This window comes from Blautia sp. HCP3S3_B11 (genome assembly GCF_052064435.1).
In the GTDB taxonomy this organism is placed as follows: domain Bacteria; phylum Bacillota; class Clostridia; order Lachnospirales; family Lachnospiraceae; genus Blautia_A.
The window spans coordinates 1-24,054 of sequence record NZ_JBQHVP010000016.1; the positions used below are offsets into that span (position 1 = coordinate 1).

Consider the following 24,054-nt stretch of genomic DNA (forward strand, 5'->3'; position numbering starts at 1 on the left):
ATACCAAAGGATTGTATTTATGCCTTTTTTATTGGCTGAAATATTGGATTTTCAAGGTTCAGCACACCTTATTGGTGTGGGAAGTTTGAGTAACTTAATTCTTATACCCCCGGCGTTTTGCCCCGCCGGGGGTATTTCAGGATTACAGAAAATCTAAATGAGGAAAGAAATGGGTACGTTTGCAAAGGAAATTGAGGAAGAATTAACCCAGAAGCTCATCCCATTCTGGGAGAATTTAAGGGATGAAGAAAACGGCGGATATTACGGATATATGGGCTATGATCTGGCTGTACAGAAGGATTATGAAAAAGGCTGTATCTTAAACAGCAGAATCCTCTGGTTCTTTGCCAATGCCTATATGACTCTGGGACAGGAGAACTTAAAAGCTGATGCGGATCACGCATATGCATTCTTAAGAGATAAATGCCTGGACAGAGAATTTGGCGGTGTATTCTGGTCTGTTACTTATGACGGGAAACCGGCAGATACTACCAAGCATACATACAATCAGGCATTTGCAATCTATGCTCTTTCTTCCTATTATGATGCGACGGGAAATGAAGAAGCACTGGAGATTGCAAGAGGACTTCAGAATGTGATTGAAGACAGATGTACGGATGAGTATGGATATCTGGAAGCATTCAACCGTAAATTTGAGCCGGAAGAGAACGATAAGCTTTCTGAAAATGGTGTTATCGCAGAGAAAACAATGAACACACTTCTTCATGTTTTTGAAGCATATACAGAGTTTTACCGCGTGACAAAAGACGAGAGAACAGGCGACAGACTTCGTTTCATGATGGATATTTTTGCAGACAAGGTTTACAACAAAGAACTTGGAAGACAGGAAGTATTCTTTGACAGAACATGGAACAGCCTGATCGATCTGTATTCTTATGGACATGACATTGAGACATCCTGGCTGATGGACAGAGGCCTTGAAGTATTGGATGATGAGAAATATACAGCGAAGATCGCACCGATCACTGCACAGATCGTTGAAAATATTTACAACAGAGCATATGTAGATCATTCTCTGATGAATGAGTGTGAGAACGGTGTGAATGATACGAAGAGAGTCTGGTGGGTACAGGCAGAGACAGTGGTTGGTTTCTTAAACGGTTATCAGAGAAATCCGCAGAAGAAAGAATATCTTCAGGCCGCTGAGGATGTATGGAATTATATTAAAACCTATGTGATCGATCCGAGAAACGGATCTGAGTGGTTCTGGTATGTAAACGAAGACCATACACCGGCAGATGAACCGATCGTAGAACCATGGAAATGCCCGTATCACAATGGACGTATGTGTATGGAAGTTATAAGGAGGATGAAAGATGCTGAATAAACAGTATTATGTTGAGAAGGCGAAAGTTGACAGACTGATCGCAAGAAAAAATTAGAAAACAGACTTTTACAATGGAATTTATGACCGTTATGAATATCCGGTACTGACAAGAGAGTTTGCACCGGTTGAGTGGAGATATGATTTAAATCCGAGGCCGGTATCGTAAGAACAAAAGACCTTAAGACATGGGAACGTCTTGACAATCTGAAAACACTTCATTCTCCGCAGCAGAGAAACGTAGTTCTTCATCCGGAATTTGTAAATGGCAAATATGCATTCTACACACGTCCGATGGATGGATTCATTGAAACCGGAAGCGACGGAGGAATCGGATTTGGTCTTTGTGACGATATTGAGCATGCAGTGATCGATGAAGAAAAAATCATCAGCAAGAGAATTTATCATACATTGACAGAATCCAAAAACGGTGCAGGTGCAGTGCCGATCCGCGGAAAGAAATGCTGGATCAACATTGCTCACGGTGTAAGAAATACAGCAGCAGATCTTTATGAAGTGATCGGTGAAGAGATTGATGACAAATACATGGAAGCTCTTAAGAAACTGGCTCTTCGTCCGGAAGCAATCAAAGAGCAGGAACTTCCTGACGGAGATTTCCCGACAGTAAGCTATCCGAATCCGGAAGATAAGAATGCATTTACACTGGCTCTGAAACTTGCGAAGGAAGTAGACGCAGATATCGTTCTGGCTACTGATCCTGATGCAGACAGACTTGGAATCTATGCGAAGAATGAAAAGACCGGAGAGTATGAAAGTTTTACAGGAAATATGTCCGGAATGCTGATTCTGGAATATCTCCTTTCACAGAGAAAAGAACTTGGCAAGCTTCCGGAAAATGGTGCAGTTGTGACAACGATTGTTTCCGGAAAAATGGCAAGAGCGATTGCAAAGGAATACAATGTAGAGCTGATTGAAACTCTGACAGGATTCAAATATATCGGAGAGCAGATCAAATTCTTTGAGCAGAATCAGGATCATGAATTCCTCTTTGGATATGAAGAAAGCTATGGCTGCCTGGAAGGAACTCATGCGAGAGATAAAGACGCAGTTGTGGCTGTTATGGCTCTCTGTGAGACAGCAGCTTATTATAAATCAAAAGGAATCACACTCTGCGAGCAGATGCAGAATCTGTACCAGAAATATGGTTTCTATAAAGAAAGCCTTTTCTTCCAGACATCCCAGGGATTAGAAGGAAAAGCGAAGATTGACGGTCTGATGGATGCGCTGAGAAATGAGATTCCGAAAGAGGTTGGTCCATTCAAGGTAACTGCCCTGGAAGATTACAAGAAGAGCGTTTGCACAGATATCGCAACAGGAGAGACTTCTGTACTGTCACTTCCGGAATCCAATGTTCTGTACTTTGAGCTGGAAGATGGCGCATGGTTCTGCGTAAGACCTTCCGGAACAGAGCCGAAGATCAAATATTATGCAGGCGTAAAAGGTGCAGATGCACAGGATGCGACAGAGAAACTGGAAGCATTATCCAAGGCTGTTGTAGAACTATAATAGAAAGAAAAAGTTTTTATTTCAATTAAGGCACGCAGGAGAATTATTCTCAGGCGTGTCTGAAAATAAATGGAGGGATTTTTCAAGTGGCAATTTTGAAATTAAAACCAAGCTGCAAAGATTATCTATGGGGCGGCACAAGATTAAGAACAGAATTCGGAATCGAATATGACAAAGATCCTCTGGCAGAATCCTGGGAACTTTCCTGTCATCCGGACGGACCAAGTTATATTGTAAATGGGGAGAGTGCAGGAAAAACTCTTCAGCAGTATATTGATGAGAATGGCAAAGAGATTCTGGGAACAGACTGCCAGTCTTTTGAGCAGTTCCCGGTTCTGATCAAATTTATTGATGCAAAGAAAGATTTGTCTATTCAGGTACACCCTGACAATACATACGCGCTGAAGAATGAAGGACAGTATGGTAAGACGGAAATGTGGTATGTTATGGATGCTGAAGAGGGTGCAAGCCTTTTCTACGGATTTGCAAGAGAAGTTTCTGAGGAAGAGTTCGAAGAACGTATCCACAACCACACTTTACCGGAAGTCCTGAACAAAGTTATGATTCATAAGGGTGATGTACTTTTCATTGATCCGGGCACCATTCATGCAATCGGAGAGGGAAGCCTGATCGCTGAGATTCAGCAGAATTCCAATGTTACTTATCGTGTTTACGATTACGGACGCAAGGGACCGGACGGAAAAGAAAGAGAACTTCATGTAGAGAAAGCTCTTCAGGTAACCAAACGTGAGCCGGCAGCTAAGAACAGAGATTTCGGACCGCATGTTGCATCCTGCGAATATTTCACAGTAGATAAAGTGGTTCTGGATGGCTTGAGAAGAAAGAAACTGACAGGGGAAGCAGACGGAACTTCCTTTGTAAGTGTACTGGTCATGAGTGGAGCGGGCAAAGTTACTGCAAGCGGAGAGACAATGGAAGTGAAGAAAGGTGACAGCATCTTTATCACAGCAGGTTCCGGTGAATATGAACTGGAAGGTGATATGGAGGCATTGATCACTACTGTGTAATTTGAATATGTGAAAAGCTTGTAAGTTTGGATAATGTCTGTGACAGCGGATAAGATTATGAAAAAGGTTTCTGCAGAAAATAAAAAAATTCTGTGGGAACCTTTTTTGTATTTTTTACAAAACATTTCCATATATAATGCTAAACAAAGGGATTTTAGGCGGAATCAGCCTTGCAATTTACAGAGGATACGTTATAATTAGAAAACGTAACAAATCGTAATTGGTTAGACCAATATAAAGGAGTTGAATATTTGAAGGAAAAGAAAGAACGAGACTGGAAGTTCATTATTGGTATGGTTGTTCTGGTTGCCATCTTCGCAGTGATGGGAGGAGCTTTCTGGAATATGGTCGGAAAGCAGGCACGGATCGTAAAAGAGGAAGAGCAGGAGCAGGAAGCAAACGCGATATCCGCAATCTATATCGAGACAGGAGAATTTCTGAAAAACGGACTTTTTGTAGATCTGAACAATGGTACGATCTTCGATGCAAAAGTACCGGCAGAAGGTATTTACAATAAAAAGGGAAAATTAATTTCTGATGATGTATTGGAAAATGGGGATAAAGTAAAAATATACGGCGATGGGATCATGCTGGAATCTTTTCCGGGACAGTACCCGGGTGTGACGAAAATTCAGAGAACCGGAAGGGCATCTCTGGAGGAAACACAGGAGTATGAAGATAAGGTAAACGAACTGATGAAACCTGTGGCAGTTCAGTAACTTTTGGGATGTTCAGTGCCGTAGAACCAGGTACGGTTATTCAAAAATGATGTACTTGTACCAGAAACAGTGGTGATGAATGTTCTGCAAAGTGGAGTGGACGGAGAAATCGTCCATGCTACATCAGCAAGAACGAAATTAGAGGAGACTGAAAATGAAATACGTAAGACAATTCTGGATTATTTTACTGATATCCGCAATGGGAGAGGCATTACATGTTCTGATCCCGCTTCCTGTACCGGCAAGTGTGTATGGACTGGTGATCATGCTGATCGCATTGTTAACTCATATTATCAAATTAGATCAGGTAAAAGAAGCAGCTGAATTTCTCATAGAGATCATGCCGGTTATGTTTATTCCGGCAGGTGTCGGACTTCTGACAGCCTGGGGAGTATTAAAACCTGTATGTGTGCCAATCATTTTAATCGTTGTGATCACCACAGTTGTGGTAATGATTGTGACAGGACGTGTCACTCAGGCAGTTATTCGTATGGACAGAAAGAAAGGACAGAAGAAATCATGACAAACTTTATGAGTAACTCAATATTTTTTGGCGCGGCGCTCAGCCTGATTGCATATGAGGTGGGACTTCTTTTAAAAAGAAAATTTAAGATGGCGATTTTTAATCCACTTTTGATTTCGATCATCGCAGTGATCGCAGTACTTTGCTTATTGCATATAGATTATGATACTTATAATCAGAGCGGTCAGTATATCAGCTATCTGCTCACACCTGCGACGGTCTGCCTGGCAGTTCCGCTGTATCAGCAGATGGAACTTCTGAAAAAGAACCTGAAAGCTGTTGTCATTGGAATTGTTTCCGGTGTACTTGCCAGTCTGGTCAGCGTGCTGATTCTTGCAAAGCTGTTCAGACTGAGCCATGAGCAGTATGTGACACTTCTTCCGAAGTCTATTACTACTGCAATCGGAATGGGTGTTTCAGAGGAACTGGGTGGTATCGTGACAATTACAGTTGCAGTTATCATCATTACAGGTGTTCTTGGAAATATGGTCGCAGAGACAGTGATCAAACTGGCACATATCGAAGAACCAATTGCCAAAGGACTTGCACTTGGAACTTCCTCACATGCCATTGGTACTGCAAAGGCAATGGAACTTGGCGAGATAGAAGGCGCCATGAGTAGCCTTGCTATTGCGGTTGCAGGTTTGCTTACAGTTGTAGGAGCATCTGTATTTGCACAGTTTATGTAAAAATAAATAAAGTAGAAAATAAAGAAGGCTATCATGCAGAAAGCAACATTTAACCAAGCAGCGTGGTAGTCTTCTTTTTGAATTAATTAACAAAACAAATGTTCGAAAAAACTCTTCCATTTTCGAACAGTGTGTGGTATTATATAACAAAACCGAATATATGTTCGGAAAATATGTTCGATATAATCAAGGAGGAGACAAATTATGACAAATACAGCAAATACCACACAGGGAATGAGAAGAAAAAAAGCAAACCGTAAACTTTCTAAAACAATGGCCGTTATTCTGGGACTGATTGTGACAGTAGAATTGATCATTGCAGGTGGAATGATTTTTAATATTGATTTTCATTCTACGGATATGATTGCTTTATTTATGGGATTTATGGTGTTATATGCGGGGGTGGTGGCGTTATTGACGGATAATTAATAAAATGTTTGGTCTGTCTGACAGGAACACTTAATTGACTTATAAAAAGTAGATTGTAATGTTCATATATTACTATCCCGCAGGATATTATGGCATGTGAATGATAAAAATGTTGCTGTTCACTCCGTGCCCAGTAACATAAAAATTCTACAAGAAGTAATTATTAGACAAAAGACTTTCAAGATGGTATGATTGATATATCATAACTAGTGTAAAAGGGGTAAAGATGACCGTAAAATCAAGTCTTTTGGAAATGTTAGAGAAGAATAAGGGTGAGGTACTATCGGGAGAGCGTATTGCCGGAGAACTGGGATGTACCAGAGCAGCAGTGTGGAAAGCAGTGAAAGCACTCCGGGAAGAAGGGTATCATATAGAAGCAGGACCGAATAAAGGATATATGCTTGCGAAAGATACGAACCGTCTGTCGCAGGAGGGAATCCGCCTGTTTCTGGATGATCCTGAGGTTAAGGTAGATATTTACGATGAACTGGAGTCCACAAACCAGACTGCCAAGAAAGAAGCTATGATGGGAGAGGCCGGACATGGAGCATTTGTCATTGCCAGGAGCCAGACTGCAGGCAGGGGGCGCAGAGGCCGGGAATTCTATTCTCCTACAGATGCAGGTCTTTACATGAGTGTGATCCTGAAGCCGCAGGGAACCATACATGACAGTCTGCTGATCACAACAGCGGCAGCAGTGGCAGTCTACAGAGCCGTTGCGCAGATCTGTGGAATCCAGCTTGATATTAAATGGGTTAATGATCTGTTCTATAAAGGAAAGAAAGTCTGTGGAATCCTCACAGAGGCTGTCACAGATTTTGAAAGTGGAAATATTGAGTTTGTGGTAGTTGGTATAGGATTGAACCTCTACCTGGATCAGGAGAAACTGCCGCAGAAATTAAGAAGTATAGCTGGAGCTCTTTATGAGACAAAAGAAGATGCAGAACGGACAGACCGTAATCAATTGACAGCAATGATTGTGAACGAGCTGCGAAAAGAGACAGCAGATCTGAAACTATCTCCGGATTATGTGACACATAACATGATCCCGGGACATCAGATCACAATTACAGACGGAACCTCTTCCAGGCAGGCATTTGCGTTGGAGATATGCAGGGACGGACGGCTGAAAGTACGGGAAGAGGATGGACAGGAGACAATATTGTCCTTTGGAGAAGTTTCGGTATCCATGTGAGAATAATAAAAATGGGATTGTTACATGAAGGTAGATTCCTTGATGTGACAATCCCATTTTGTGTCATGATTCAGAATTTGTTGTTTGTGATGAAGCATCCTTCTGGGACACTTCGGCGGCAGAATCTTTTTTCAGAGAAACCGGGCTTTTATTGTTTGCGGTATCCGTGACATCGATATCTGTACAGCAATCAGGATTTACTGTGTCTGTGGTATTTTTAACTGCGTCAGTTGTCATATTCGGAACATTCTGCTGATACGGACGATAAGGTGTCCAGTAATGTTCTTCCTCAGTAAAGCTGTCAGGCTGTTCTTCATCCAGTGCATCTTTCTTGCGGGTGAGAATATAAATCCCTGCAAAAATGATAGCAGCTGCAATCACAAGCTGCGGCAGATGATATGTGAATCTGCCGATAACATCAGCCAGATATCCGGGTAAGATCATATAGAGGAAATCTACCAGAGTGTTCCACAGAATAGAAGCACCAAGGAAAATCAGCAGAATCGCAGTTATCTTTCCGTGATGTTTGAGCAGAGAACTGATATCTCCTGCCAGTTCATCCATATGAAGGACATAGGAATCTTCTATGGAGTAAAATTCTTCCTCAGAAAGAGACTTCAGATTGTGCACATTAAAGAAACTGTAGAACCATATGATCGGAATCAGGAACACAAGCCAGTCCATTCCGGTACATGCTCCGATGGCAAAGACACCCCAGAATAAGAACATAATACTGATGCCCTGTTTTTTGAATCCCATGTACATTTCTCCTGCGCCTGGAATCAGGGAGAAGATAAAAAGCCAGAATCCACGTTTTTGTTTTTGCATACTTTTATTTGCCTCCATTCATTAATTTGCCGGAAAAATCACTGATATATTTTATAAAAGAACCGGTGCCATCACCAATGTTCTGTCCGAGTTCTCTGGTGAACTGGTAGAGCCTGCCGTTTTCATGCTCAGGTAATATTCTGTCTGTCTGAGAGAAAGTATCCTGATGTAAGGAAGTGAAATCCAGGTTCGGGATACTGAATAAAAGCAGCAGGGCAACCATCACACCGGCAGCAGTCTGAAGACTGTAATGGAGCAGCCGGATTTTGCGGGATGCTTTATTTGCTGCCCGGGCAAGCTGCACTTCACCGGAGTCTGCTTTGTCCAGAATCTGTTCCATCAGATAGGAGGGAGCAGTATCCGTACTGCTGTCTTCCTGTTCCATCATCTGATCCAGACAGAAATCGCAGTGATCAAGATGTGACAGAAACTCAATGACTTCCTGCGTGTTCATATTTCCGTTGTCAAATTCTATTAAATCCTTCTTATTAATATGCATCTAATCACCCCTTTCAAGCATTTTTTTCAGCATTGCCCTTGCTCGATAGAGCTGTGTCTGAACTGTTTTCGGATTTTTTCCTGTCTGTTGTGCAATTTCAGGTACTGACAGTTCCCTGCAGAAATGTGCGTAAGCGACTTCTTTGTAGGGACTTTTCAGCTGCATGCACAATGCTTCTACATGAGTATTGGATGCAGCTTTCATGTATTCATCCTCGGGAGAGGATTGCCGGTCCGGAATCTGGGAAAAGTAGGTGTCTTCTGTTGGAATACTTCGCCGCCCGGCTGCTTTCAGATAGTCCAGGCATTTTCGGACAGCAATCTTGCTTAGCCAGGCTTTTTCATAAGTGCCGTCAAAACGGGACAGGTTTTTATAGGCAGACAGAAATACTTCCTGAGTAAGATCTTCGGCATCAAATGGATTGCCGATAGATTTCAGGCAGATCGAATATATTAAGTTCTGGTATTGCTTAATCAGATATTCCAGATATTGCTTTTCTGTGATCATTACTGTCTCCTTTTCCCTGTTCATTTAATTATAACGCAGGAGAGGGGAGAATGGATTCAGATATTGAGGAATATAAAAAATCTTTTGATAAGGGACGCGCAGAAAAATAGTTTGTTTTGGGTGCGGTTTCGGACGCTAAGATATTCTAAGTCATCAAAAAGCTGCTAAAACCATGAGAAATCAGAGCCAAACTCGCTTCGCTCAAACAGTGTCTCTGATTTCTCATAACGCAGTTTTTTGATAACTAAGAATATCTAAGCATCCTGCAAATGCACCCAAAACAAACTATTTTTCTGCGCTGGTGATTGGCTGTTTTAATCAATGGATTTTTATAAAAAATATCTCTAAGTGACAGTCTTGCGAAGCCTTCTGATTTAGTCTATACTTGATTGAAATGAAATACAGCATTTATGTTTATATGGAAGATAATGCGGGTAATATGACAGATTAACAAGGAGAGACAGGTCATGACAGAAACAAGACGTTTATATTATGAGGATGTGTATAAAAAAGAATTTACCGCGACAGTTCTGGAGTGCAGGGAGCGTAAGAAAGGTTTCACTGTGATTCTGGATGAGAGTGCTTTTTATCCGGAGGGTGGCGGTCAGCCAAGTGATGTGGGAACACTGGGGGATGCAAAGGTGACAGAGGTTCATGAGAAAGATGGAGAATTACTTCATTATACTGATAAGGCTCTGGAAGTGGGTGCGAAGGTTGAAGGAAAGATTGACTGGGCGCGTCGTTTTGACCTGATGCAGCAGCATTCCGGTGAGCATATGGTCAGCGGTATTATCCATGAGAAGTATGGTTATGATAATGTAGGTTTCCATATGGGAAGCGATGTGATCACTGTAGATCTGAATGGTATGCTGGATGATGCGCAGCTTGCAGAAATTGAACAGGAAGTAAATCGGAAGATATGGGAGGATAAGGAAGTAGTGATCACTTATCCGACTGCTGAGGAACTGAAGACTATTGATTACAGAAGTAAAAAGGAACTGACAGGACAGGTTCGTATTGTGACATTCCCTGGAGTAGACGTATGCGCCTGCTGTGGTACTCACGTAACTCATACAGGTGAGATCGGAATGGTGAAGCTTCTCTCTGTAGTGAAATTCCATGATGGTATTCGTATGGAGATGATCTGCGGTAAACGTGTTCTGGATTATTTGAATATGGTGAATGAGCAGAATCATCAGGTTTCCATGAAGCTTTCTGCAAAGATGGACAGAACAGCAGATGCGGTACAGCGTCTGCAGGATGAGAACTTCCGCCTGAAGGGACAGGTTGCCCGTATGGAGGAGGATATGTTCCAGGCAGAGGCGAAGAAGTGGGAAGGCGCAGGAAGTGTCTTGATTTTTAAAGAAGGGCTGGAGGCAGATTCTGTTCGTAAGCTTGCAGATGCGGTGATGAATACCTGTCAGGGATGCTGTGCGGTATTTTCCAGAAATGAGGATGGAAGCTACAAGTATGCGATGGGTGAGATTGACGGAGATCTGCGCCAGTATACAAAGGAAATGAATGCTGCATTAAATGGCAGAGGTGGCGGTAAGCCATTCTTTGTACAGGGATCTGTGCAGGCAACAGAGAAGGAAATTCGCAGTTTCTTTGAGAAATGAAGAAGCTATAGAATATGTCTATTTATCCAATGTGTTGTAAGATTTCTTGCTTCAGTTGTTGTGAGCATTAACAATAGAGATATATTGGATGAAAGTAGACTTTAACCGAATCAAGTAAGTCCTCTGCTTCAATTGCGAGAAGCAATAAGCAGTGGGTGGGACTTGCTTGTATCAGGAGGGGTACAAGCCCCTCCTGATAAACTGCGGAGCAGTTATTCGGTTATGAGCAAGTAGCGAAAGCGGATTGCGAATATCCGATTGACTGACAAATGAATCTGTGTGCTAAATGGAAAAATGAATGGAAGCAGCAAAATGAATGAGAGCAGAGGAACGAGAGAAATGTTTGGAGAATGTCATGCGCATATAATCATGGACGGTGTGAATTACCGCCATGCGATTGATCTGCATAGGAATGGACCGGATGACAATGTGATAAGGGAACATTTGAAAATATATCAGGACAGAGGTATTACTTTTGTGCGTGATGGTGGAGATGCCCTTGGAGTTTCGGCGCGGGCGAAGGAACTTGCACCGGAGTATGGCATTGATTATCGGACGCCTGTGTTTGCTATTCATAAAGAGGGTCATTATGGTTCAATTGTCGGGAAAAGCTTTTCTACGATGCCGGAATTTCATAAACGTGTGCTGGAAGCGAAAGAGCAGAGTGCGGATTTTATTAAGATCATGACGACAGGACTACTGGATTTTAATGCGCATGGAGCGATTACCGGAACACCGTTGGATGCGGCGGAAGTAAAGGAAATGGTACATATTGCGCATGAGGAAGGTATGGCTGTGATGTCCCATACCAATGGAACTTATGGTGTGCAGGCAGCGGTGGAGGCTGGGGTGGACAGTCTGGAGCATGGAAATTATATGAATGAAGAAAGTCTTACCATGTTATCTGAGAGCCATACTGTGTGGGTGCCTACTCTGGTTACTGTGAGAAATCTTCTTGGTGACGGGCGGTATGCGGATGAGGTTTTAAGACCAATTATTGAGACAGCAGAAGAAAATGTGCGAAAAGCATTTAGGTTTGGTGTGAAGGTAGCGCCGGGAAGTGATGCAGGAGCTTACCGAGTTCTTCATGGACAGGGGATTCAGGATGAAATGCAGGCATTTGTGCAGATTCTGGGAAATGAAGAAAAGGCTTATCAATGGCTGATGGAAGGCGAAATGGAAATCCAGAAGAAATTTTGCAGATAGAATAAAATAGACCGTAGCATATATTCTCGGAATTTAACCGAATCAAGTAAGTCCCTTGCTTCAATTGCGAAAAGCAATAAGCAGTGGGTGGGGACTTGCTTGTATCAGGAGGAGTGCAAGCTCCTTCTGATAAACTGCGAAGCAGTTATTCGGTTATGAGCAAGTAGCGAAGCGGATTGCGAATATCCGCTTGACCTGAGAGTATTTGCTACGGTTTTATTTTTCAGTAATCCTGCACTTTAACAGCGGTATAAATATTGGAAGATTTTGACTTGGAAGGATGGAAGGTAACGCGGACATAATCCCCGTATTCCATACCTCCTTCGGTGAGGTTTTCAGCATTTTCGATGCGAAAAGTATCTACAGCCCCGTCATCTGTCTGTAAAGTGATAGTATTGGCGGTGCTGCCAATGATCGTACCGGATGCGGTAAAGGAAATATGTTTATTGTCAATGGTATCAGGATCCTCACCGGTTACGGCAATGATACGGACTGCTTCAAGAGAATTGGTCTGCAAGTCCCCGATATAGGTAACATTTACGTGAGAGCCAGGTGCAATCCCACCTTTGAAGTAAGCGGGTATCGCAGACATATCAAGGTTGAAAGCGGTATCGCTTCCGGCTGGAAGAATCTGGAGGATGTTTGCGTTTACTCCTTGTATAGTTGCCAGAAATTGTTTTTCGGTATTGGCAATCTGTTCAGGAGTTAATGTAACACTCGGAGCCGGAGTTGGTGTCGGATCAGGAATCTGCAAGTTTTCCAGATCGGAGATACTGAGTACTTTCAGATGGCTTGCATTCAGGGATGCGGAAACGTCATCGGAAGTGTCTGGAAATTTACCTTTGAATGTCAGGTAAACCCAGTTTCCGGTCTTGATTCCGTTTTGATAATATTGTTCGGTTCCAGTAATCGGGTATGTGGCAGTTTTGCCTTTTTTTGATTTTATGGTAATTGTATTGGGGGTCAGGGAGATAACCTGTCCATGAGCAGTTCTTTTCTTTAGTTTATTCTTTTTGTGATATTCATCCACGACTTTCAGAACATGCACGCTGCTGGTATCTGTACCGGAGAGCTGCCCTTCATAAATAATACTGATTTCGTCACCGGTGATCATTCCGCCTTTACATTCCAATGTAGCATTAGAAACATTAAATACATAAGAGGCACTGTCTGTATTCAGGATGAGCTGACTTCCGGAAAAATCCTGCAAGATGCCTGAGAGCTCATCCATATAAACGCGGTCTTTGGCTTCAGTTGTAGTTGTGGTATCAGATGAAGAAGTGAGTTCCCGGACGGATGTATCTCCGGTAGATGTAAATTGTTCCAGTACAGTTCCAGGGCTGCATCCGGCAATAGAGAAGCTAAGACCGGCACAGACACATGCAGCAAGCAGTTTTTTCATAGTATAGACAGGACCTCCGATAAATCATTCGTTTGGACATGATTCCTGCCGTATGCAATAATTATTTACAGGGAGGGATATTGCTTTCCGGCGGTTCGGGGATAAAATCAAAAATTTTCCGGTAGCTTTCCCATTCGTCATTGTCTTTGGCAGGAGTGCATATCAGGCCGGTACATTCCGTACAGGCGTTGGTATTCAGGTAATTATCATAACATATATTATAAGGATTTTGGCAGTTATTTTTGCATATTTCTGACATTTTTTTACCTCCATGATTATAGCAGACCGGGATGGAATATCTGTATTCATGTAATTTCTCATTGCTGAAGATGCCGGACTGCTGCATAATGTTATAGTATTAGTATATGTGATTGTTTTATTCATAGACTTATGAGTGTTTGCAGCAATACTCTCAAGTAAAAAAAGCAGAGTATTCGTATAGAATGAACAAAAAGCAGCATTCAAATTTGTGAAAATAATAACGGAAAATATATTGTAATTTTTAGGAATTGTGTTATAATTTCGATAAATAAATAATAGCGAAGTAGGATTTTATGCGTCAAGTGTTCACAGGCTGGGGAGTCGCCGTGAAACGAAAAGCGGAAAAGCGAGCTGCTTACGATATAATTTCCGCACCCGTTGCTACATGTGAGGACATCTCATAATGTGGAGGGATTATTATTTATGTAACTACTCTATTTTTTTAAACACATTATGGAGGTGTTTTTATTATGCAGAAAAAACAATATTGGAACGTAAAAACATTGGTGTTCATGGCTCTTCTGATCGCCATGCATCTGGTACTCACACGAGTTCTGGTCATTGATCTTGGTGCGTACCGTATTTCTGTGGGAAGTGTATGTACAATCCTTGCTGGTCTGTGGCTTGGTCCGGTAGCCGGCGGTGTCTGTGGATTATGTGCAGATATTATTGGATGTTTCATGAAAGGTTATGCGGTAAACCCGTTTATCACAGTTGCAGCAATCCTCTGGGGTGTGCTTCCTGCTCTTGCAAAACCATTCTTTGCAAACAGAAAGAAAACAGGAAAGACAGTTGGTATCTGTGTATCTATCGTAGTAACTGCAGTTCTCAGCTCTCTGGTATTTACAACAGCTGGTCTTGTAATCATGCTTGGTTACAACTTCTATGCAATTATGCCGGGAAGACTGGTACAGTTTGCAATTATGATTCCAATCTACTGTGTACTGACCTGTCTGCTGTACTTCAGCCCGCTGACAGCAATGGTTGTTGGTAATGTGGCACCGGCAGTATTAAAGAAGAAAACCGTATAAATAAGGTGAAGGCAGAGAGCCAAATGATGGATTTGTTGAAATCAGAAAAGATGGTAACAGAATAAGACTTGAATGATGGACTGATAAGATAACATAGCATGCGCGAACTATGTTAATTACATATCAATCGATTCCCCGAAAAAGAAAAAAGTGAAGATAAAGAAGCCCGCTGTGGAGCAGATAAACGAAACTGCTTTATAGCGGGCTTCTTTGATTTGAGAATATCATCGGATTTATTTTTGTACTTTCATTTATTTCTCAGGTGGGAAATTCCCATTTTCATCCGGCTGCACGCGGAACCAGTAGGTATAAAGCTGGTGAAATCCAAGAGATTTATAAAGTGCCCGGGCAGTATCATTTCCTTCAACGACCTGAAGGTAAGCATTCTGCGCACCTTTTTTCATCCCCTCTTTCAGAAGTCCGGTGCAGATCTGGCGTGCATAGCCGTGCTTGCGGTATTCTTCTTTGACGTGGATAGCGTAGATACCTATATAATCACGATCCAGAATTCCAAGTCCGGTTGCAATAATCTGCCCGTCTATACGGATAGAAGCGCAGATCGTTTCTTTTAGGATGGCCTGATACATGGATGGAACGACCTTTCGGTGAATCGAATTTGTGGTGTTCTTTAAACGGAACAGACTTTCAATCCATTCGGAAGGAATGTTATCGCAGAAAGTCACGTCAGGATATGGTGCCTCCAGATGTGCTGTTTTCAAACTCATTGCCATGACGTTTGTTGTATGTTGGATTGCATATCCGCGGTTCTCCAGGACATAATCAAAGTCCGGGGAAACAAGGGGGCTGATTTTAAAAACAGCAGGAGTTCCCAGGCGTTTGTAGACGCTTTCGCAGTAAGGGATTTTTTCTCTCCATGTGAGAGTGGAATTTCCAAACTGCTCTACGCTGTTAGTTCTGTGTGTATAAAAATAGGAAAATCTCAGAATCCAGCCATCATACAGTTCCATCTTGTGAGAAGGCCAGGCATTCAGGGACATATCTTCAATTTGCTTAATTGTAGTTTCCATATAATAAGGATGACTCCTTTCGATAAGATACTTATATACTGAAGTGTCTTTTTTGAATTATACAGAGTTTGAAAAAAATGTGCAAGGTTGTTTGCATGAAGATCTATGATTTCAAAAGGATTAAAAGTAGATGAAAAAACAGTTTTGAAATTGCTATGAATAGAAGAGAGTGTCATATGATCATCGAAATTAAATGGTCAGTGGAACTCTTTTATTATTACTTCATACAACAGAGTAGCAAGTAATTTGTGTCCATATCGAGTAAGGTGAATGCCATCAGTAGTAATCTGGTCAAATCCCTTTTGAATTGCTTCATTATTAAAGTAATCATGTAATGGCAGAAAAGGCAGATTGAACTTTTCGGAGAGCTGTTGAATATGAGTGGACATGGTTCGGACGTAAGGAATCCATGCCTGATATTCTTCGGGATGAGGAAAGATAAACGGTTCCATGAGAATCACCTGTCTGGCATTTTCGGTCAGTAATTGGAGCAGCTGTTCATAGTGTAAAGAAAAATCCTGCATCATCTGCTGTTTCTGGATTTCTGTGCGGTCAGTATTCATCATCATACCGATATCATTAATACCGATTAGAAGGGTTATAACGGGAGAGCGGTACAGGGGAATTCTTTGCAGTCTGACATTTTCCAGAACTCTTGCTACAGTGAATCCATCAATGCCGTAATTTTTGAATTGCATTGTACCAGATATATTTATAGTATGTTTCTGGGACATTTCAGAAAGCATCTGTACATATCCGTTTCCCAGAGGGAAATCTTCGAATAAATGATTACAGTCTGTGATGCTGTCTCCGAGACAAATGATCTGCATAAAATAATTCCTCCTGTATAGTACTATAGCAATTGTATTATTTCCTGGAATTGCTATAGATATATTGTGATTTTAACTGCATCAAGTAAGTTTTCTGACTCAATCGTATATATCCGCTTAATTACGAAATGGTATTACCAATATATAGATTGGTAAGTTTGGGAATATAAAATTTATATAAAAACTATATAAAATAATATCATCAGCTTACAGTTCGGTCAATGAAAAATACCATTTTTTCGTGAAAATGCCTTGGAAAAACTGTGAAAATAGATTTTTAGTCAAAAATAATTGGATAGAATGCACAAAAAACAGAGCTATTTTTGTCGGAAATGGTCAAAATGATTGTTGACTTTTTAACAGATTCGAATATAATAAACTCAAAATCTTGAATCTCTTAAAGAATTTATAAACAAATTATAAATTTTAAATATGATCATCCGGATGAATCCCAATCCTTAGCGGATGTGGATGGAATAAAATTTCTACCGGATAAAAAGATACTTTTCAGGCTTTCCGATAAGAACAGAAACAACAAAGACGGACCTCAAAATGGAAGAAGTGAAAAGGAATCAGAGGGATTCGAAATAGAAAAGGAGGGGAAAAGAAACGGGTAATTTAGCAAGCACGTTAATGGAGGAACTTCAGTGTAAGACAGTTTTTACCATACCGGTGTTTGGTGGAATACCAATTGCAGAATCAGTAGCAGTGACATGGATCATCATGGCAGTGCTTTTAATTTTGTCATTGGTGCTTGTGCGAAATCTAAGTGTGGAAAACCCTGGTAAGAAACAGCTTTTATTGGAATCAGGAGTTGGTTTTCTCCATAACTTCTTTAAGGATATCCTTGGAGAAGAAGGAAAAATATATATTCCCTATCTGATGACAGTTGTCATTTACATTGGAATTGCAAACATTTTCGGTGTGTTTGGATTTGTACCGCCTACAAAGGATTTAAACTGTACGATTGGTCTTGCGCTTACAAGTATTTTTCTGATCGAGTATGCAGGATTTCATAAGAAAGGTCTGAAAGGATTTATTAAAAGCTTTGCAGAGCCTTCACCGGTTATGCTGCCGATCAATATTCTGGAGATCGCCATTCGTCCTACATCACTTTGTATGCGACTTTTTGGTAATGTATTAGGAAGCTATGTGGTTATGAAACTTCTTGAGTTTATATGCCCGGCAATTCTTCCTATTCCATTCAGCCTGTATTTTGATTTCTTTGACGGATTCATTCAGGCCTATGTATTTGTATTCTTAACTTCTTTATTTATCAAAGAAGCTATTGAATAAAAGCTTACTGTTCATACAGGATTATGACATCACATACGGGACATAAGATACGAGACATAAAGTATGAGACAGCAGTTATGAGCAGTACCCCCAAAAAGCTGTCCGGATATTCGGGTGGACCATAACGGTATCATATCCGTTGTTACAGACACCTATAGTACAGGCATCAGGTGGTTCATTAGGATATCGGCAGGATAGCACATTACGAAGAAAGATCTGTAATATCAGGTTACGGGCAATATTTTGTCCTTGACATCATTCATTCAATTTATTGAAACAACAGGAGGAAAAAAGTTATGTTAGTAGCTATCGGAGCAGCAATCGCAGTTATGACAGGTATCGGAGCAGGTATTGGTATTGGTATGGCAACATCCAAAGCAGTAGAAGCAATCGCAAGACAGCCGGAAGCAGAAAGCAAGATCAGTAAAGCACTTCTTTTAGGATGTGCCCTTGCCGAGGCAACAGCTATTTACGGTTTCGTTATCGGTCTTCTGATCGTTATCATGCTTGGCTAATTGATGGATAAAGAATAAGTAGAAAGGCAGGTGGGACCTGTGATTGAAATTAATATCAACGTGGTCTTTACGATTATTAACCTGATTGTTCTTTATCTTTTAATGAAAAAGTTCTTATTTGGTCCGATCCTCAATGTGATGGAGCAGAGAAAAAACATGATCGACCAGCAGTTCGCAAGTGCCAAGGATACAGAAGAACAGGCATATGAACTGAAAGGTAAATATGAAGATGCACTGAAATCTGCGAAAGACGAATCCATGCGTATTGTAAATGCAGCAAAGGATGAGGCAAAAGTACAGGCTGAGCGTATTGTAAAAGATGCAAATACACAGGCCGGCGCAATGCTTGACAAAGCAAAGGCAGATATTAAGACAGAGCAGGAAAATGCTATGAAAGCTATGGAAAGCAGAGTGGCAGAGATCGCGCTGGATGCAGCCTCAAAGATCATGGGAGAGAAAAACAGCAGTCAGCAGGATTTGTCCCTTTATGACCAGTTTATAAAAGAGGCAGGTGATTCCAATGACGGAAACAAGCATTAATTATGCAAAAGCATTATATGAGCTTTCTGTCCCGGAAGAAGCTGTTTTGGAGACAGAAAAGATTTTCAGGAGTACCCCGCAGTTAAAGGGTGCTCTTGAGAATCCGCTGGTTTCTTTAAAAGAAAAAGAACATGTAATTGACAGGGTATTCCCACAGGAGATGAAAAATTTCCTGAAGGTAACCTGTAAATATCAGAAAATCAGCAGCATTTATGATATCCTGGAAGCATACGGCGATTACAGCCGTAAACAGAAAGGAATCCTGAAAGCTGTTCTCACATATGTAACAAAACCGGAAGAAGCCCAGAAAGAGAAGATGGAAGATTTCCTTCGCAGGGAATTCGGAGCAAAGGAAGTAATCCTTACTCTCAGAGAAGACAAATCTTTGATCGGAGGCTTCATTCTTTCTGCCGGAGACAAAGAGTTCGACTGGAGTCTCCGCGGACGTTATAATAATTTAAGACAGAAATTGACACGGAGGTGAATAAAAGTTGGCTGCAATGAATCCAGATGAAATCATTTCGATTCTGAAAGAAGAAATTAAGAATTATGACGAAATCAGCAAGGACCAGGAAGTAGGAACAGTCATCTCCGTCGGAGATGGTATCGCCACGGTACATGGTATCGATCATGCTATGTATGGCGAGGTTGTAACCTTTGAGAATGGTCTGAAAGGTATGGTTCAGGATATCCGTGCAAACAGCATCGGATGTATCCTGTTCGGTAAAGATACAGGAATCAAAGAAGGAACAAAGGTGGCAAGAACCCAGAAACAGGCAGGTGTGCCTGTAGGTGACGCTTTTATCGGAAGGATTGTAAATGCTCTGGGAGCACCGATCGATGGTAAAGGCGAGATCAAGGCAGACGGGTATCGTCCGGTAGAGAATCCGGCACCTGGAATCATTGAGAGAAAATCTGTAACAGTTCCGCTGGAAACAGGTATTCTTTCCATTGACTCCATGTTCCCGATCGGCCGTGGCCAGCGTGAGCTGATCATCGGTGACAGACAGACAGGTAAGACTTCCGTTGCACTGGATACCATTCTGAACCAGAAAGGTAAAGATGTAATCTGCATCTATGTTGCAATCGGACAGAAAGCTTCCACAGTAGCTAAGATCGTATCTACTCTGGAGAAACACGGTGCTATGGACTATACAACAGTATTCTCCTCCACAGCCAGTGACTGTGCACCGCTTCAGTACATTGTTCCTTATGCAGGTACTGCACTTGCTGAGTACTTTATGTATAAGGGAAAAGATGTATTAATGGTTTATGATGATTTATCCAAGCATGCAGTTGCATATCGTGCACTGTCATTGCTTCTGGAACGTTCACCGGGACGTGAGGCTTATCCCGGAGATGTATTCTATCTCCATTCCAGATTACTGGAGCGTTCCAGCCGTCTGAATGAGAAGGCCGGCGGTGGTTCTATCACTGCACTTCCTATCATTGAGACACAGGCAGGTGACCTTTCCGCATATATTCCTACAAACGTTATTTCCATCACAGATGGTCAGATCTTCCTTGAGAGTGACCTGTTTAATTCCGGTATGCGTCCGGCGGTTAACGTAGGTCTTTCCGTATCCCGAGTTGGTGGTGCGGCACAGGCAAAAGCTATGAAGAAAGCAGCAGGAAGTGTCCGTATCGATCTGGCACAGTATCGTGAGATGGAAATCTTTACACAGTTCAGTTCTGATCTGGACGAGGCTACAACTCAGCAGCTGAAATACGGAAGCGGACTTATGGAACTTCTGAAACAGCCGCTTTCAAGCCCGTTAAGTCTTCATGAGCAGGTCATCACTCTTTGTGCGGCAACACACAAGGCAATGATGCACGTGGAAACCAAGAAGATGAAGAAGTATCAGAGAGATATGCTGGACTACTTTGACAGTGCTTATCCGGAAATCGGAAGAGAGATCGAGGAGAAGAGACAGCTTCCGGATGAACTGGCAGAAAAGATCGTGAAAGTGGCAGAAGAATTTGCAGATAAGAGCAGGTAGGTGTTGATATGGGCAGTACGAAAGAGATTCAGACTCGAATGAAAAGCATTCAGGACACCATGAAGATCACCAATGCCATGTATATGATTTCTTCATCCAAGATGCAGAAGGCCAAAAGAATCCTGTCTGATACAGAGCCGTATTACTATAATATGCAGGCAGCAATTTCCCGAATCCTGCGTCATATGCCGGATACAGAGCATCCTTTTTTCAGTATCCGTCATAAGATTGCGGAGGAAGACCGTAAGATCGGCTGTATCGTAGTTACCGGTGATAAGGGTATGGCAGGTGCCTATAACCATAATATCCAGAAAATGACAGAACAGTTTATGGCAGAGCATGAGCACTGCAAGCTTTATGTGCTGGGTATGGTAGGCCGTCAGTATTTCACGAAGAAACATATGGATATCGCAGAGAACTTTCCATATACAGTACAGAAACCGACCATGCACAGAGCGCGTCTGATCTCAGAGGAGATTGTCAGAGCGTTTCTGGACAGAGAACTGGACGAAGTACGTATTTTCTATACGGAGATGCAGAGTGCATTTGCCATGGAGCCGGTGAATATGCAGCTTCTTCCATTGAAGAAAGCAGAGTTCCTGCCAAATCAGGCAATGCTTGCGGACATGCCACAGGAGGAAATCGTGCTGTCACCATCAGCCGATGTACTTCTGAATACCATGATCCCAGATTACCTGACCGGTCTGATCTATGGATGTCTTGTAGAAGCCTATGCCAGTGAAAATAATGCCAGAATGATGGCAATGCAGTCCTCTACGGATAGTGCAAAGAAGATGCTCAGGGAATTATCCATTGAGTACAACCGTGCGCGTCAGGCTGCCATCACACAGGAAATCACTGAGATTGTCAGCGGTGCAAAAGCACAAAAAAGGAAGTGACGACGATGAACAAAGGTAAAATTGTACAGGTTATGGGACCTGTTGTAGACGTTGTTTTTGAAGATGGAAATCTTCCTGAGATCAAGGATGCCCTTGAGGTAGAGAACAACGGTAAAAGATGTGTAATGGAAGTTTCCCATCATCTGGGAAACAATATGGTACGCTGCATTATGCTGAGCGCAAGCGAAGGCTTACAGCGTGACAGAGAAGTCATCGCCACAGGAAGCGGCATTAAGGTTCCTGTAGGTGATAAGACACTGGGACGTTTATTTAACGTACTTGGTGATACAGTAGATGACGGTCCTTCCCTTGAGGGAGAACAGAAATGGGTCATCCACAGAGATCCGCCGGATTTCGAACATCAGAAACCGGCTGTAGAAATCCTGGAAACAGGTATTAAGGTTATCGACCTTCTTGCACCATATGCAAAAGGTGGTAAGATCGGTCTGTTCGGTGGTGCCGGTGTTGGTAAGACAGTCCTGATTCAGGAGCTGATCCAGAACATTGCCACAGAGCATGGCGGATATTCCATTTTCACAGGTGTTGGAGAGCGTTCCCGTGAAGGTAACGACTTATGGTCAGAAATGAAAGAGTCCGGTGTTCTTGAAAAAACAGCCTTAGTGTTCGGACAGATGAACGAGCCACCGGGATCCCGTATGCGTGTTGCTGAAACCGGACTGACAATGGCTGAGTACTTCAGAGATGAGGAACACAGAGATGTGCTTCTTTTCATTGATAATATTTTCCGTTTTGTACAGGCTGGTTCCGAGGTTTCCGCCCTTCTTGGACGTATGCCTTCAGCCGTAGGTTATCAGCCAACACTGGCTACTGAGATGGGTGAACTTCAGGAACGTATCGCTTCTACTAAGGATGGTTCTGTAACATCTGTACAGGCTGTCTATGTACCTGCCGATGACCTGACTGACCCGGCTCCTGCAACTACATTTGCTCATCTGGATGCAACAACCGTTCTTTCCAGAAAGATCGTAGAGCAGGGTATTTATCCGGCCGTTGACCCGTTGGAATCTACTTCCCGTATCCTGGAGCCGGATGTTGTAGGTGAAGAACATTATGAAGTAGCACGTAAAGTACAGGAAATCCTTCAGAAATATAAAGAACTTCAGGACATCATTGCTATTCTTGGTATGGAAGAGCTTTCTGAAGAGGATAAGAGCACTGTATTCCGTGCAAGAAAGATCCAGAAGTTCCTTTCCCAGCCATTCCATGTAGCTGAGAACTTCACAGGTATCAAGGGTAAATATGTTCCTCTGAAAGAAACCATCCGTGGATTCAAGGCAATCGTTGATGGTGAGATGGATCAGTATCCGGAAAATGCTTTCTTCAATGTTGGTACAATTGAGGATGTCATCGAGAAAGCAAAGACTGAGATGGGTCAGGAGTAAAGTTTCAGGTTTTCATCAGATTTAAGTCAGAGCGTTCAAAAGGAATGCTAAAGTGATGGTTGAAAAGTGAAACAAGGATTGAATAAGGAGACTTCATATGGCAGATACATTTGGTCTTGAGATTTATGCCAGTAACAAGCTGGCGTTTGCAGGACGTGCCAGGACTCTGACCATTCCGGCTGTTGACGGCGAGCAGGCTTTTCTGGCACAGCATGAGAATATTGTTGCTGCTATCATTCCGGGAGAAATGCGTTTCGAGGAAGCTGATGGTACGAAGCATGTTCTGGCTGTGAGCAGTGGGTTTGTAGAGATGATCAATAACCGTGCGAAATTGTTCTGTCTGACAGCAGAGAGCCCGGAGGAGATCGATATCCGACGTGCGCAGGAAGCAAAGGAGAGGGCAGAAGAGCAAATGAGACAGAAGCAGAGTATTCAGGAGTATCATATGAATCAGCTGGCTCTGTCCAGAGCTATGGCACGACTTAGGGTTACGAGTCATAAAGAGATATAGAGCTACCTTTTGGTAAATGGTAGGAAAACCCCAGAGGGGACGCTTGAGCAGCGTCCCCTCTGGGCATCCCTTGCGCTTCTTTTAGGAGCGCGAGTTTTTTTATGTGGGAATATATTAACTTGGCGGATTCGCCAGGTTGGGTCAAAAAAGTCACCGCGGGTTGCGGTGGTTTTTTTTCGATAGTGGGTAGTTAGCCTCCTATTTTATTCTTTAATCCCTCATTG

The 24,054-nt window shown here is 42.3% G+C and carries 25 protein-coding genes, 2 pseudogenes and 1 riboswitch; of the genes and pseudogenes, 21 read left to right on the forward strand and 6 right to left on the reverse strand.

Annotation, left to right across the window (positions count from 1 at the left end; all coding sequences use genetic code 11):
- The first annotated feature begins 169 nt into the window (after positions 1 to 169).
- The 9 genes and pseudogenes from ACTNC0_RS13160 (at position 170) to ACTNC0_RS13200 (ending at position 7,455) form a co-directional block, all read left to right on the forward strand.
- The gene (locus ACTNC0_RS13160; protein ID WP_441087727.1) at positions 170 to 1,348 is read left to right on the forward strand and encodes an AGE family epimerase/isomerase; all 1,179 of its coding nucleotides are present in this window, start codon (positions 170 to 172) and stop codon (positions 1,346 to 1,348) included.
- Positions 1,338 to 1,867, forward strand: a pseudogene (locus tag ACTNC0_RS13165) (glycosidase); the annotation flags it as partial. The gene ACTNC0_RS13160 and the pseudogene ACTNC0_RS13165, both read left to right, overlap by 11 nt.
- A pseudogene (locus tag ACTNC0_RS13170) lies at positions 1,847 to 2,872 on the forward strand (phospho-sugar mutase); the annotation flags it as partial. The pseudogenes ACTNC0_RS13165 and ACTNC0_RS13170, both read left to right, overlap by 21 nt.
- 86 nt (positions 2,873 to 2,958) lie before the next feature.
- The gene (locus tag ACTNC0_RS13175) at positions 2,959 to 3,900 is read left to right on the forward strand and encodes a type I phosphomannose isomerase catalytic subunit (RefSeq protein ID WP_441087728.1); all 942 of its coding nucleotides are present in this window, start codon (positions 2,959 to 2,961) and stop codon (positions 3,898 to 3,900) included.
- A gap of 251 nt (positions 3,901 to 4,151) precedes the next feature.
- Positions 4,152 to 4,619, forward strand: a complete 468-nt coding sequence (locus ACTNC0_RS13180; protein WP_441087729.1) for a hypothetical protein — start codon at positions 4,152 to 4,154, stop codon at positions 4,617 to 4,619.
- A gap of 154 nt (positions 4,620 to 4,773) precedes the next feature.
- On the forward strand, positions 4,774 to 5,142 hold the full coding sequence (locus ACTNC0_RS13185) for a CidA/LrgA family protein (protein WP_117846337.1): 369 nt from the start codon (positions 4,774 to 4,776) through the stop codon (positions 5,140 to 5,142).
- Entirely contained in the window at positions 5,139 to 5,831 is a 693-nt protein-coding gene (locus ACTNC0_RS13190) for an LrgB family protein (protein WP_117846338.1), read from the forward strand. Before ACTNC0_RS13185 ends, ACTNC0_RS13190 begins: the two co-directional genes overlap by 4 nt.
- 204 nt (positions 5,832 to 6,035) lie before the next feature.
- Complete coding sequence (locus ACTNC0_RS13195; RefSeq protein ID WP_117845097.1) at positions 6,036 to 6,260, forward strand: hypothetical protein; 225 nt, start codon at positions 6,036 to 6,038, stop codon at positions 6,258 to 6,260.
- Positions 6,261 to 6,486: 226 nt separating this feature from the next.
- Positions 6,487 to 7,455 (forward strand): biotin--[acetyl-CoA-carboxylase] ligase, encoded by a 969-nt coding sequence (locus ACTNC0_RS13200; protein ID WP_441087730.1) that lies wholly within the window; start codon positions 6,487 to 6,489, stop codon positions 7,453 to 7,455.
- Between the two features lie 63 nt (positions 7,456 to 7,518).
- Here ACTNC0_RS13200 and ACTNC0_RS13205 read toward each other — a convergent pair whose 3' ends face one another.
- From ACTNC0_RS13205 to ACTNC0_RS13215, 3 genes are read right to left on the reverse strand one after another with little or no spacing between them, the layout of a single operon-like run.
- The gene (locus ACTNC0_RS13205; protein WP_368261686.1) at positions 7,519 to 8,283 is read right to left on the reverse strand and encodes a hypothetical protein; all 765 of its coding nucleotides are present in this window, start codon (positions 8,281 to 8,283) and stop codon (positions 7,519 to 7,521) included.
- A 4-nt stretch (positions 8,284 to 8,287) separates the two neighbouring features.
- Positions 8,288 to 8,782, reverse strand: a complete 495-nt coding sequence (locus ACTNC0_RS13210; RefSeq protein WP_055059449.1) for a hypothetical protein — start codon at positions 8,780 to 8,782, stop codon at positions 8,288 to 8,290.
- A complete protein-coding gene (locus ACTNC0_RS13215; RefSeq protein ID WP_173742669.1) occupies positions 8,783 to 9,289 on the reverse strand; it encodes an RNA polymerase sigma factor in 507 nt (168 codons plus the stop codon). It lies immediately after the preceding gene.
- A 467-nt stretch (positions 9,290 to 9,756) separates the two neighbouring features.
- On the opposite strand from ACTNC0_RS13215, the gene ACTNC0_RS13220 reads away from it, so the two are divergent.
- Together ACTNC0_RS13220 and ACTNC0_RS13225 are read left to right on the forward strand one after the other, a co-directional pair.
- On the forward strand, positions 9,757 to 10,908 hold the full coding sequence (locus ACTNC0_RS13220) for an alanyl-tRNA editing protein (RefSeq protein WP_441087731.1): 1,152 nt from the start codon (positions 9,757 to 9,759) through the stop codon (positions 10,906 to 10,908).
- 312 nt (positions 10,909 to 11,220) lie between these two features.
- Positions 11,221 to 12,114, forward strand: a complete 894-nt coding sequence (locus tag ACTNC0_RS13225; protein ID WP_441087732.1) for an amidohydrolase family protein — start codon at positions 11,221 to 11,223, stop codon at positions 12,112 to 12,114.
- Positions 12,115 to 12,337: 223 nt separating this feature from the next.
- Here ACTNC0_RS13225 and ACTNC0_RS13230 read toward each other — a convergent pair whose 3' ends face one another.
- Positions 12,338 to 13,516 carry a hypothetical protein gene (locus ACTNC0_RS13230; protein ID WP_441087733.1) on the reverse strand — a complete coding sequence of 393 codons (1,179 nt, stop codon included), beginning with the start codon at positions 13,514 to 13,516 and terminating at the stop codon, positions 12,338 to 12,340.
- Positions 13,517 to 14,054: 538 nt separating this feature from the next.
- A riboswitch (THF riboswitch) is annotated at positions 14,055 to 14,160 on the forward strand.
- Positions 14,161 to 14,247: 87 nt separating this feature from the next.
- On the opposite strand from ACTNC0_RS13230, the gene ACTNC0_RS13235 reads away from it, so the two are divergent.
- Complete coding sequence (locus tag ACTNC0_RS13235; RefSeq protein WP_441087735.1) at positions 14,248 to 14,808, forward strand: folate family ECF transporter S component; 561 nt, start codon at positions 14,248 to 14,250, stop codon at positions 14,806 to 14,808.
- A 251-nt stretch (positions 14,809 to 15,059) separates the two neighbouring features.
- Here the strand turns inward: ACTNC0_RS13235 and ACTNC0_RS13240 are convergent, their stop codons facing one another.
- The gene (locus ACTNC0_RS13240; RefSeq protein ID WP_441087736.1) at positions 15,060 to 15,836 is read right to left on the reverse strand and encodes a GNAT family N-acetyltransferase; all 777 of its coding nucleotides are present in this window, start codon (positions 15,834 to 15,836) and stop codon (positions 15,060 to 15,062) included.
- A 197-nt stretch (positions 15,837 to 16,033) separates the two neighbouring features.
- Positions 16,034 to 16,666, reverse strand: coding sequence for an SGNH/GDSL hydrolase family protein (locus tag ACTNC0_RS13245; RefSeq protein ID WP_441087737.1), 633 nt, complete (start codon positions 16,664 to 16,666; stop codon positions 16,034 to 16,036).
- 467 nt (positions 16,667 to 17,133) lie between these two features.
- Between ACTNC0_RS13245 and ACTNC0_RS13250 the strand changes: the two genes are divergently transcribed.
- From ACTNC0_RS13250 to atpC, 9 genes are all read left to right on the forward strand, one after another.
- Positions 17,134 to 17,283, forward strand: coding sequence for a hypothetical protein (locus ACTNC0_RS13250; RefSeq protein ID WP_441087738.1), 150 nt, complete (start codon positions 17,134 to 17,136; stop codon positions 17,281 to 17,283).
- Between the two features lie 16 nt (positions 17,284 to 17,299).
- Positions 17,300 to 17,962, forward strand: a complete 663-nt coding sequence (locus ACTNC0_RS13255) for a F0F1 ATP synthase subunit A (protein WP_441087739.1) — start codon at positions 17,300 to 17,302, stop codon at positions 17,960 to 17,962.
- Positions 17,963 to 18,258: 296 nt separating this feature from the next.
- Positions 18,259 to 18,477, forward strand: a complete 219-nt coding sequence (gene atpE, locus ACTNC0_RS13260) for an ATP synthase F0 subunit C (protein WP_019160512.1) — start codon at positions 18,259 to 18,261, stop codon at positions 18,475 to 18,477.
- A gap of 39 nt (positions 18,478 to 18,516) precedes the next feature.
- Entirely contained in the window at positions 18,517 to 19,017 is a 501-nt protein-coding gene (gene atpF / locus ACTNC0_RS13265) for a F0F1 ATP synthase subunit B (RefSeq protein ID WP_441035852.1), read from the forward strand.
- Positions 18,998 to 19,501 carry an ATP synthase F1 subunit delta gene (gene atpH / locus ACTNC0_RS13270; RefSeq protein ID WP_173705191.1) on the forward strand — a complete coding sequence of 168 codons (504 nt, stop codon included), beginning with the start codon at positions 18,998 to 19,000 and terminating at the stop codon, positions 19,499 to 19,501. Before atpF ends, atpH begins: the two co-directional genes overlap by 20 nt.
- A gap of 16 nt (positions 19,502 to 19,517) precedes the next feature.
- A complete protein-coding gene (gene atpA / locus ACTNC0_RS13275; protein ID WP_055053388.1) occupies positions 19,518 to 21,017 on the forward strand; it encodes a F0F1 ATP synthase subunit alpha in 1,500 nt (499 codons plus the stop codon).
- An 8-nt stretch (positions 21,018 to 21,025) separates the two neighbouring features.
- Positions 21,026 to 21,916, forward strand: coding sequence for an ATP synthase F1 subunit gamma (atpG, locus tag ACTNC0_RS13280; protein ID WP_441087740.1), 891 nt, complete (start codon positions 21,026 to 21,028; stop codon positions 21,914 to 21,916).
- Positions 21,917 to 21,921: 5 nt separating this feature from the next.
- Complete coding sequence (gene atpD / locus ACTNC0_RS13285) at positions 21,922 to 23,319, forward strand: F0F1 ATP synthase subunit beta (RefSeq protein WP_008706999.1); 1,398 nt, start codon at positions 21,922 to 21,924, stop codon at positions 23,317 to 23,319.
- A 97-nt stretch (positions 23,320 to 23,416) separates the two neighbouring features.
- Positions 23,417 to 23,830, forward strand: a complete 414-nt coding sequence (gene atpC / locus ACTNC0_RS13290) for an ATP synthase F1 subunit epsilon (RefSeq protein ID WP_441087741.1) — start codon at positions 23,417 to 23,419, stop codon at positions 23,828 to 23,830.
- Positions 23,831 to 24,054 lie beyond the last annotated feature (224 nt).

Coding starts and splice junctions, on each gene's coding strand:
- ACTNC0_RS13160 (WP_441087727.1), top strand. CDS start 170: ATGGGTACGTTTGCAAAGGAAATTGAGGAAGAATTAACCCAGAAGCTC.
- ACTNC0_RS13185 (WP_117846337.1), top strand. CDS start 4,774: ATGAAATACGTAAGACAATTCTGGATTATTTTACTGATATCCGCAATG.
- ACTNC0_RS13190 (WP_117846338.1), top strand. CDS start 5,139: ATGACAAACTTTATGAGTAACTCAATATTTTTTGGCGCGGCGCTCAGC.
- ACTNC0_RS13195 (WP_117845097.1), top strand. CDS start 6,036: ATGACAAATACAGCAAATACCACACAGGGAATGAGAAGAAAAAAAGCA.
- ACTNC0_RS13200 (WP_441087730.1), top strand. CDS start 6,487: ATGACCGTAAAATCAAGTCTTTTGGAAATGTTAGAGAAGAATAAGGGT.
- ACTNC0_RS13205 (WP_368261686.1), bottom strand. CDS start 8,283: ATGCAAAAACAAAAACGTGGATTCTGGCTTTTTATCTTCTCCCTGATT.
- ACTNC0_RS13210 (WP_055059449.1), bottom strand. CDS start 8,782: ATGCATATTAATAAGAAGGATTTAATAGAATTTGACAACGGAAATATG.
- ACTNC0_RS13215 (WP_173742669.1), bottom strand. CDS start 9,289: ATGATCACAGAAAAGCAATATCTGGAATATCTGATTAAGCAATACCAG.
- ACTNC0_RS13220 (WP_441087731.1), top strand. CDS start 9,757: ATGACAGAAACAAGACGTTTATATTATGAGGATGTGTATAAAAAAGAA.
- ACTNC0_RS13225 (WP_441087732.1), top strand. CDS start 11,221: ATGAATGAGAGCAGAGGAACGAGAGAAATGTTTGGAGAATGTCATGCG.
- ACTNC0_RS13230 (WP_441087733.1), bottom strand. CDS start 13,516: ATGAAAAAACTGCTTGCTGCATGTGTCTGTGCCGGTCTTAGCTTCTCT.
- ACTNC0_RS13235 (WP_441087735.1), top strand. CDS start 14,248: ATGCAGAAAAAACAATATTGGAACGTAAAAACATTGGTGTTCATGGCT.
- ACTNC0_RS13240 (WP_441087736.1), bottom strand. CDS start 15,836: ATGGAAACTACAATTAAGCAAATTGAAGATATGTCCCTGAATGCCTGG.
- ACTNC0_RS13245 (WP_441087737.1), bottom strand. CDS start 16,666: ATGCAGATCATTTGTCTCGGAGACAGCATCACAGACTGTAATCATTTA.
- ACTNC0_RS13255 (WP_441087739.1), top strand. CDS start 17,300: ATGGAGGAACTTCAGTGTAAGACAGTTTTTACCATACCGGTGTTTGGT.
- atpE (WP_019160512.1), top strand. CDS start 18,259: ATGTTAGTAGCTATCGGAGCAGCAATCGCAGTTATGACAGGTATCGGA.
- atpH (WP_173705191.1), top strand. CDS start 18,998: ATGACGGAAACAAGCATTAATTATGCAAAAGCATTATATGAGCTTTCT.
- atpA (WP_055053388.1), top strand. CDS start 19,518: ATGAATCCAGATGAAATCATTTCGATTCTGAAAGAAGAAATTAAGAAT.
- atpG (WP_441087740.1), top strand. CDS start 21,026: ATGGGCAGTACGAAAGAGATTCAGACTCGAATGAAAAGCATTCAGGAC.
- atpD (WP_008706999.1), top strand. CDS start 21,922: ATGAACAAAGGTAAAATTGTACAGGTTATGGGACCTGTTGTAGACGTT.
- atpC (WP_441087741.1), top strand. CDS start 23,417: ATGGCAGATACATTTGGTCTTGAGATTTATGCCAGTAACAAGCTGGCG.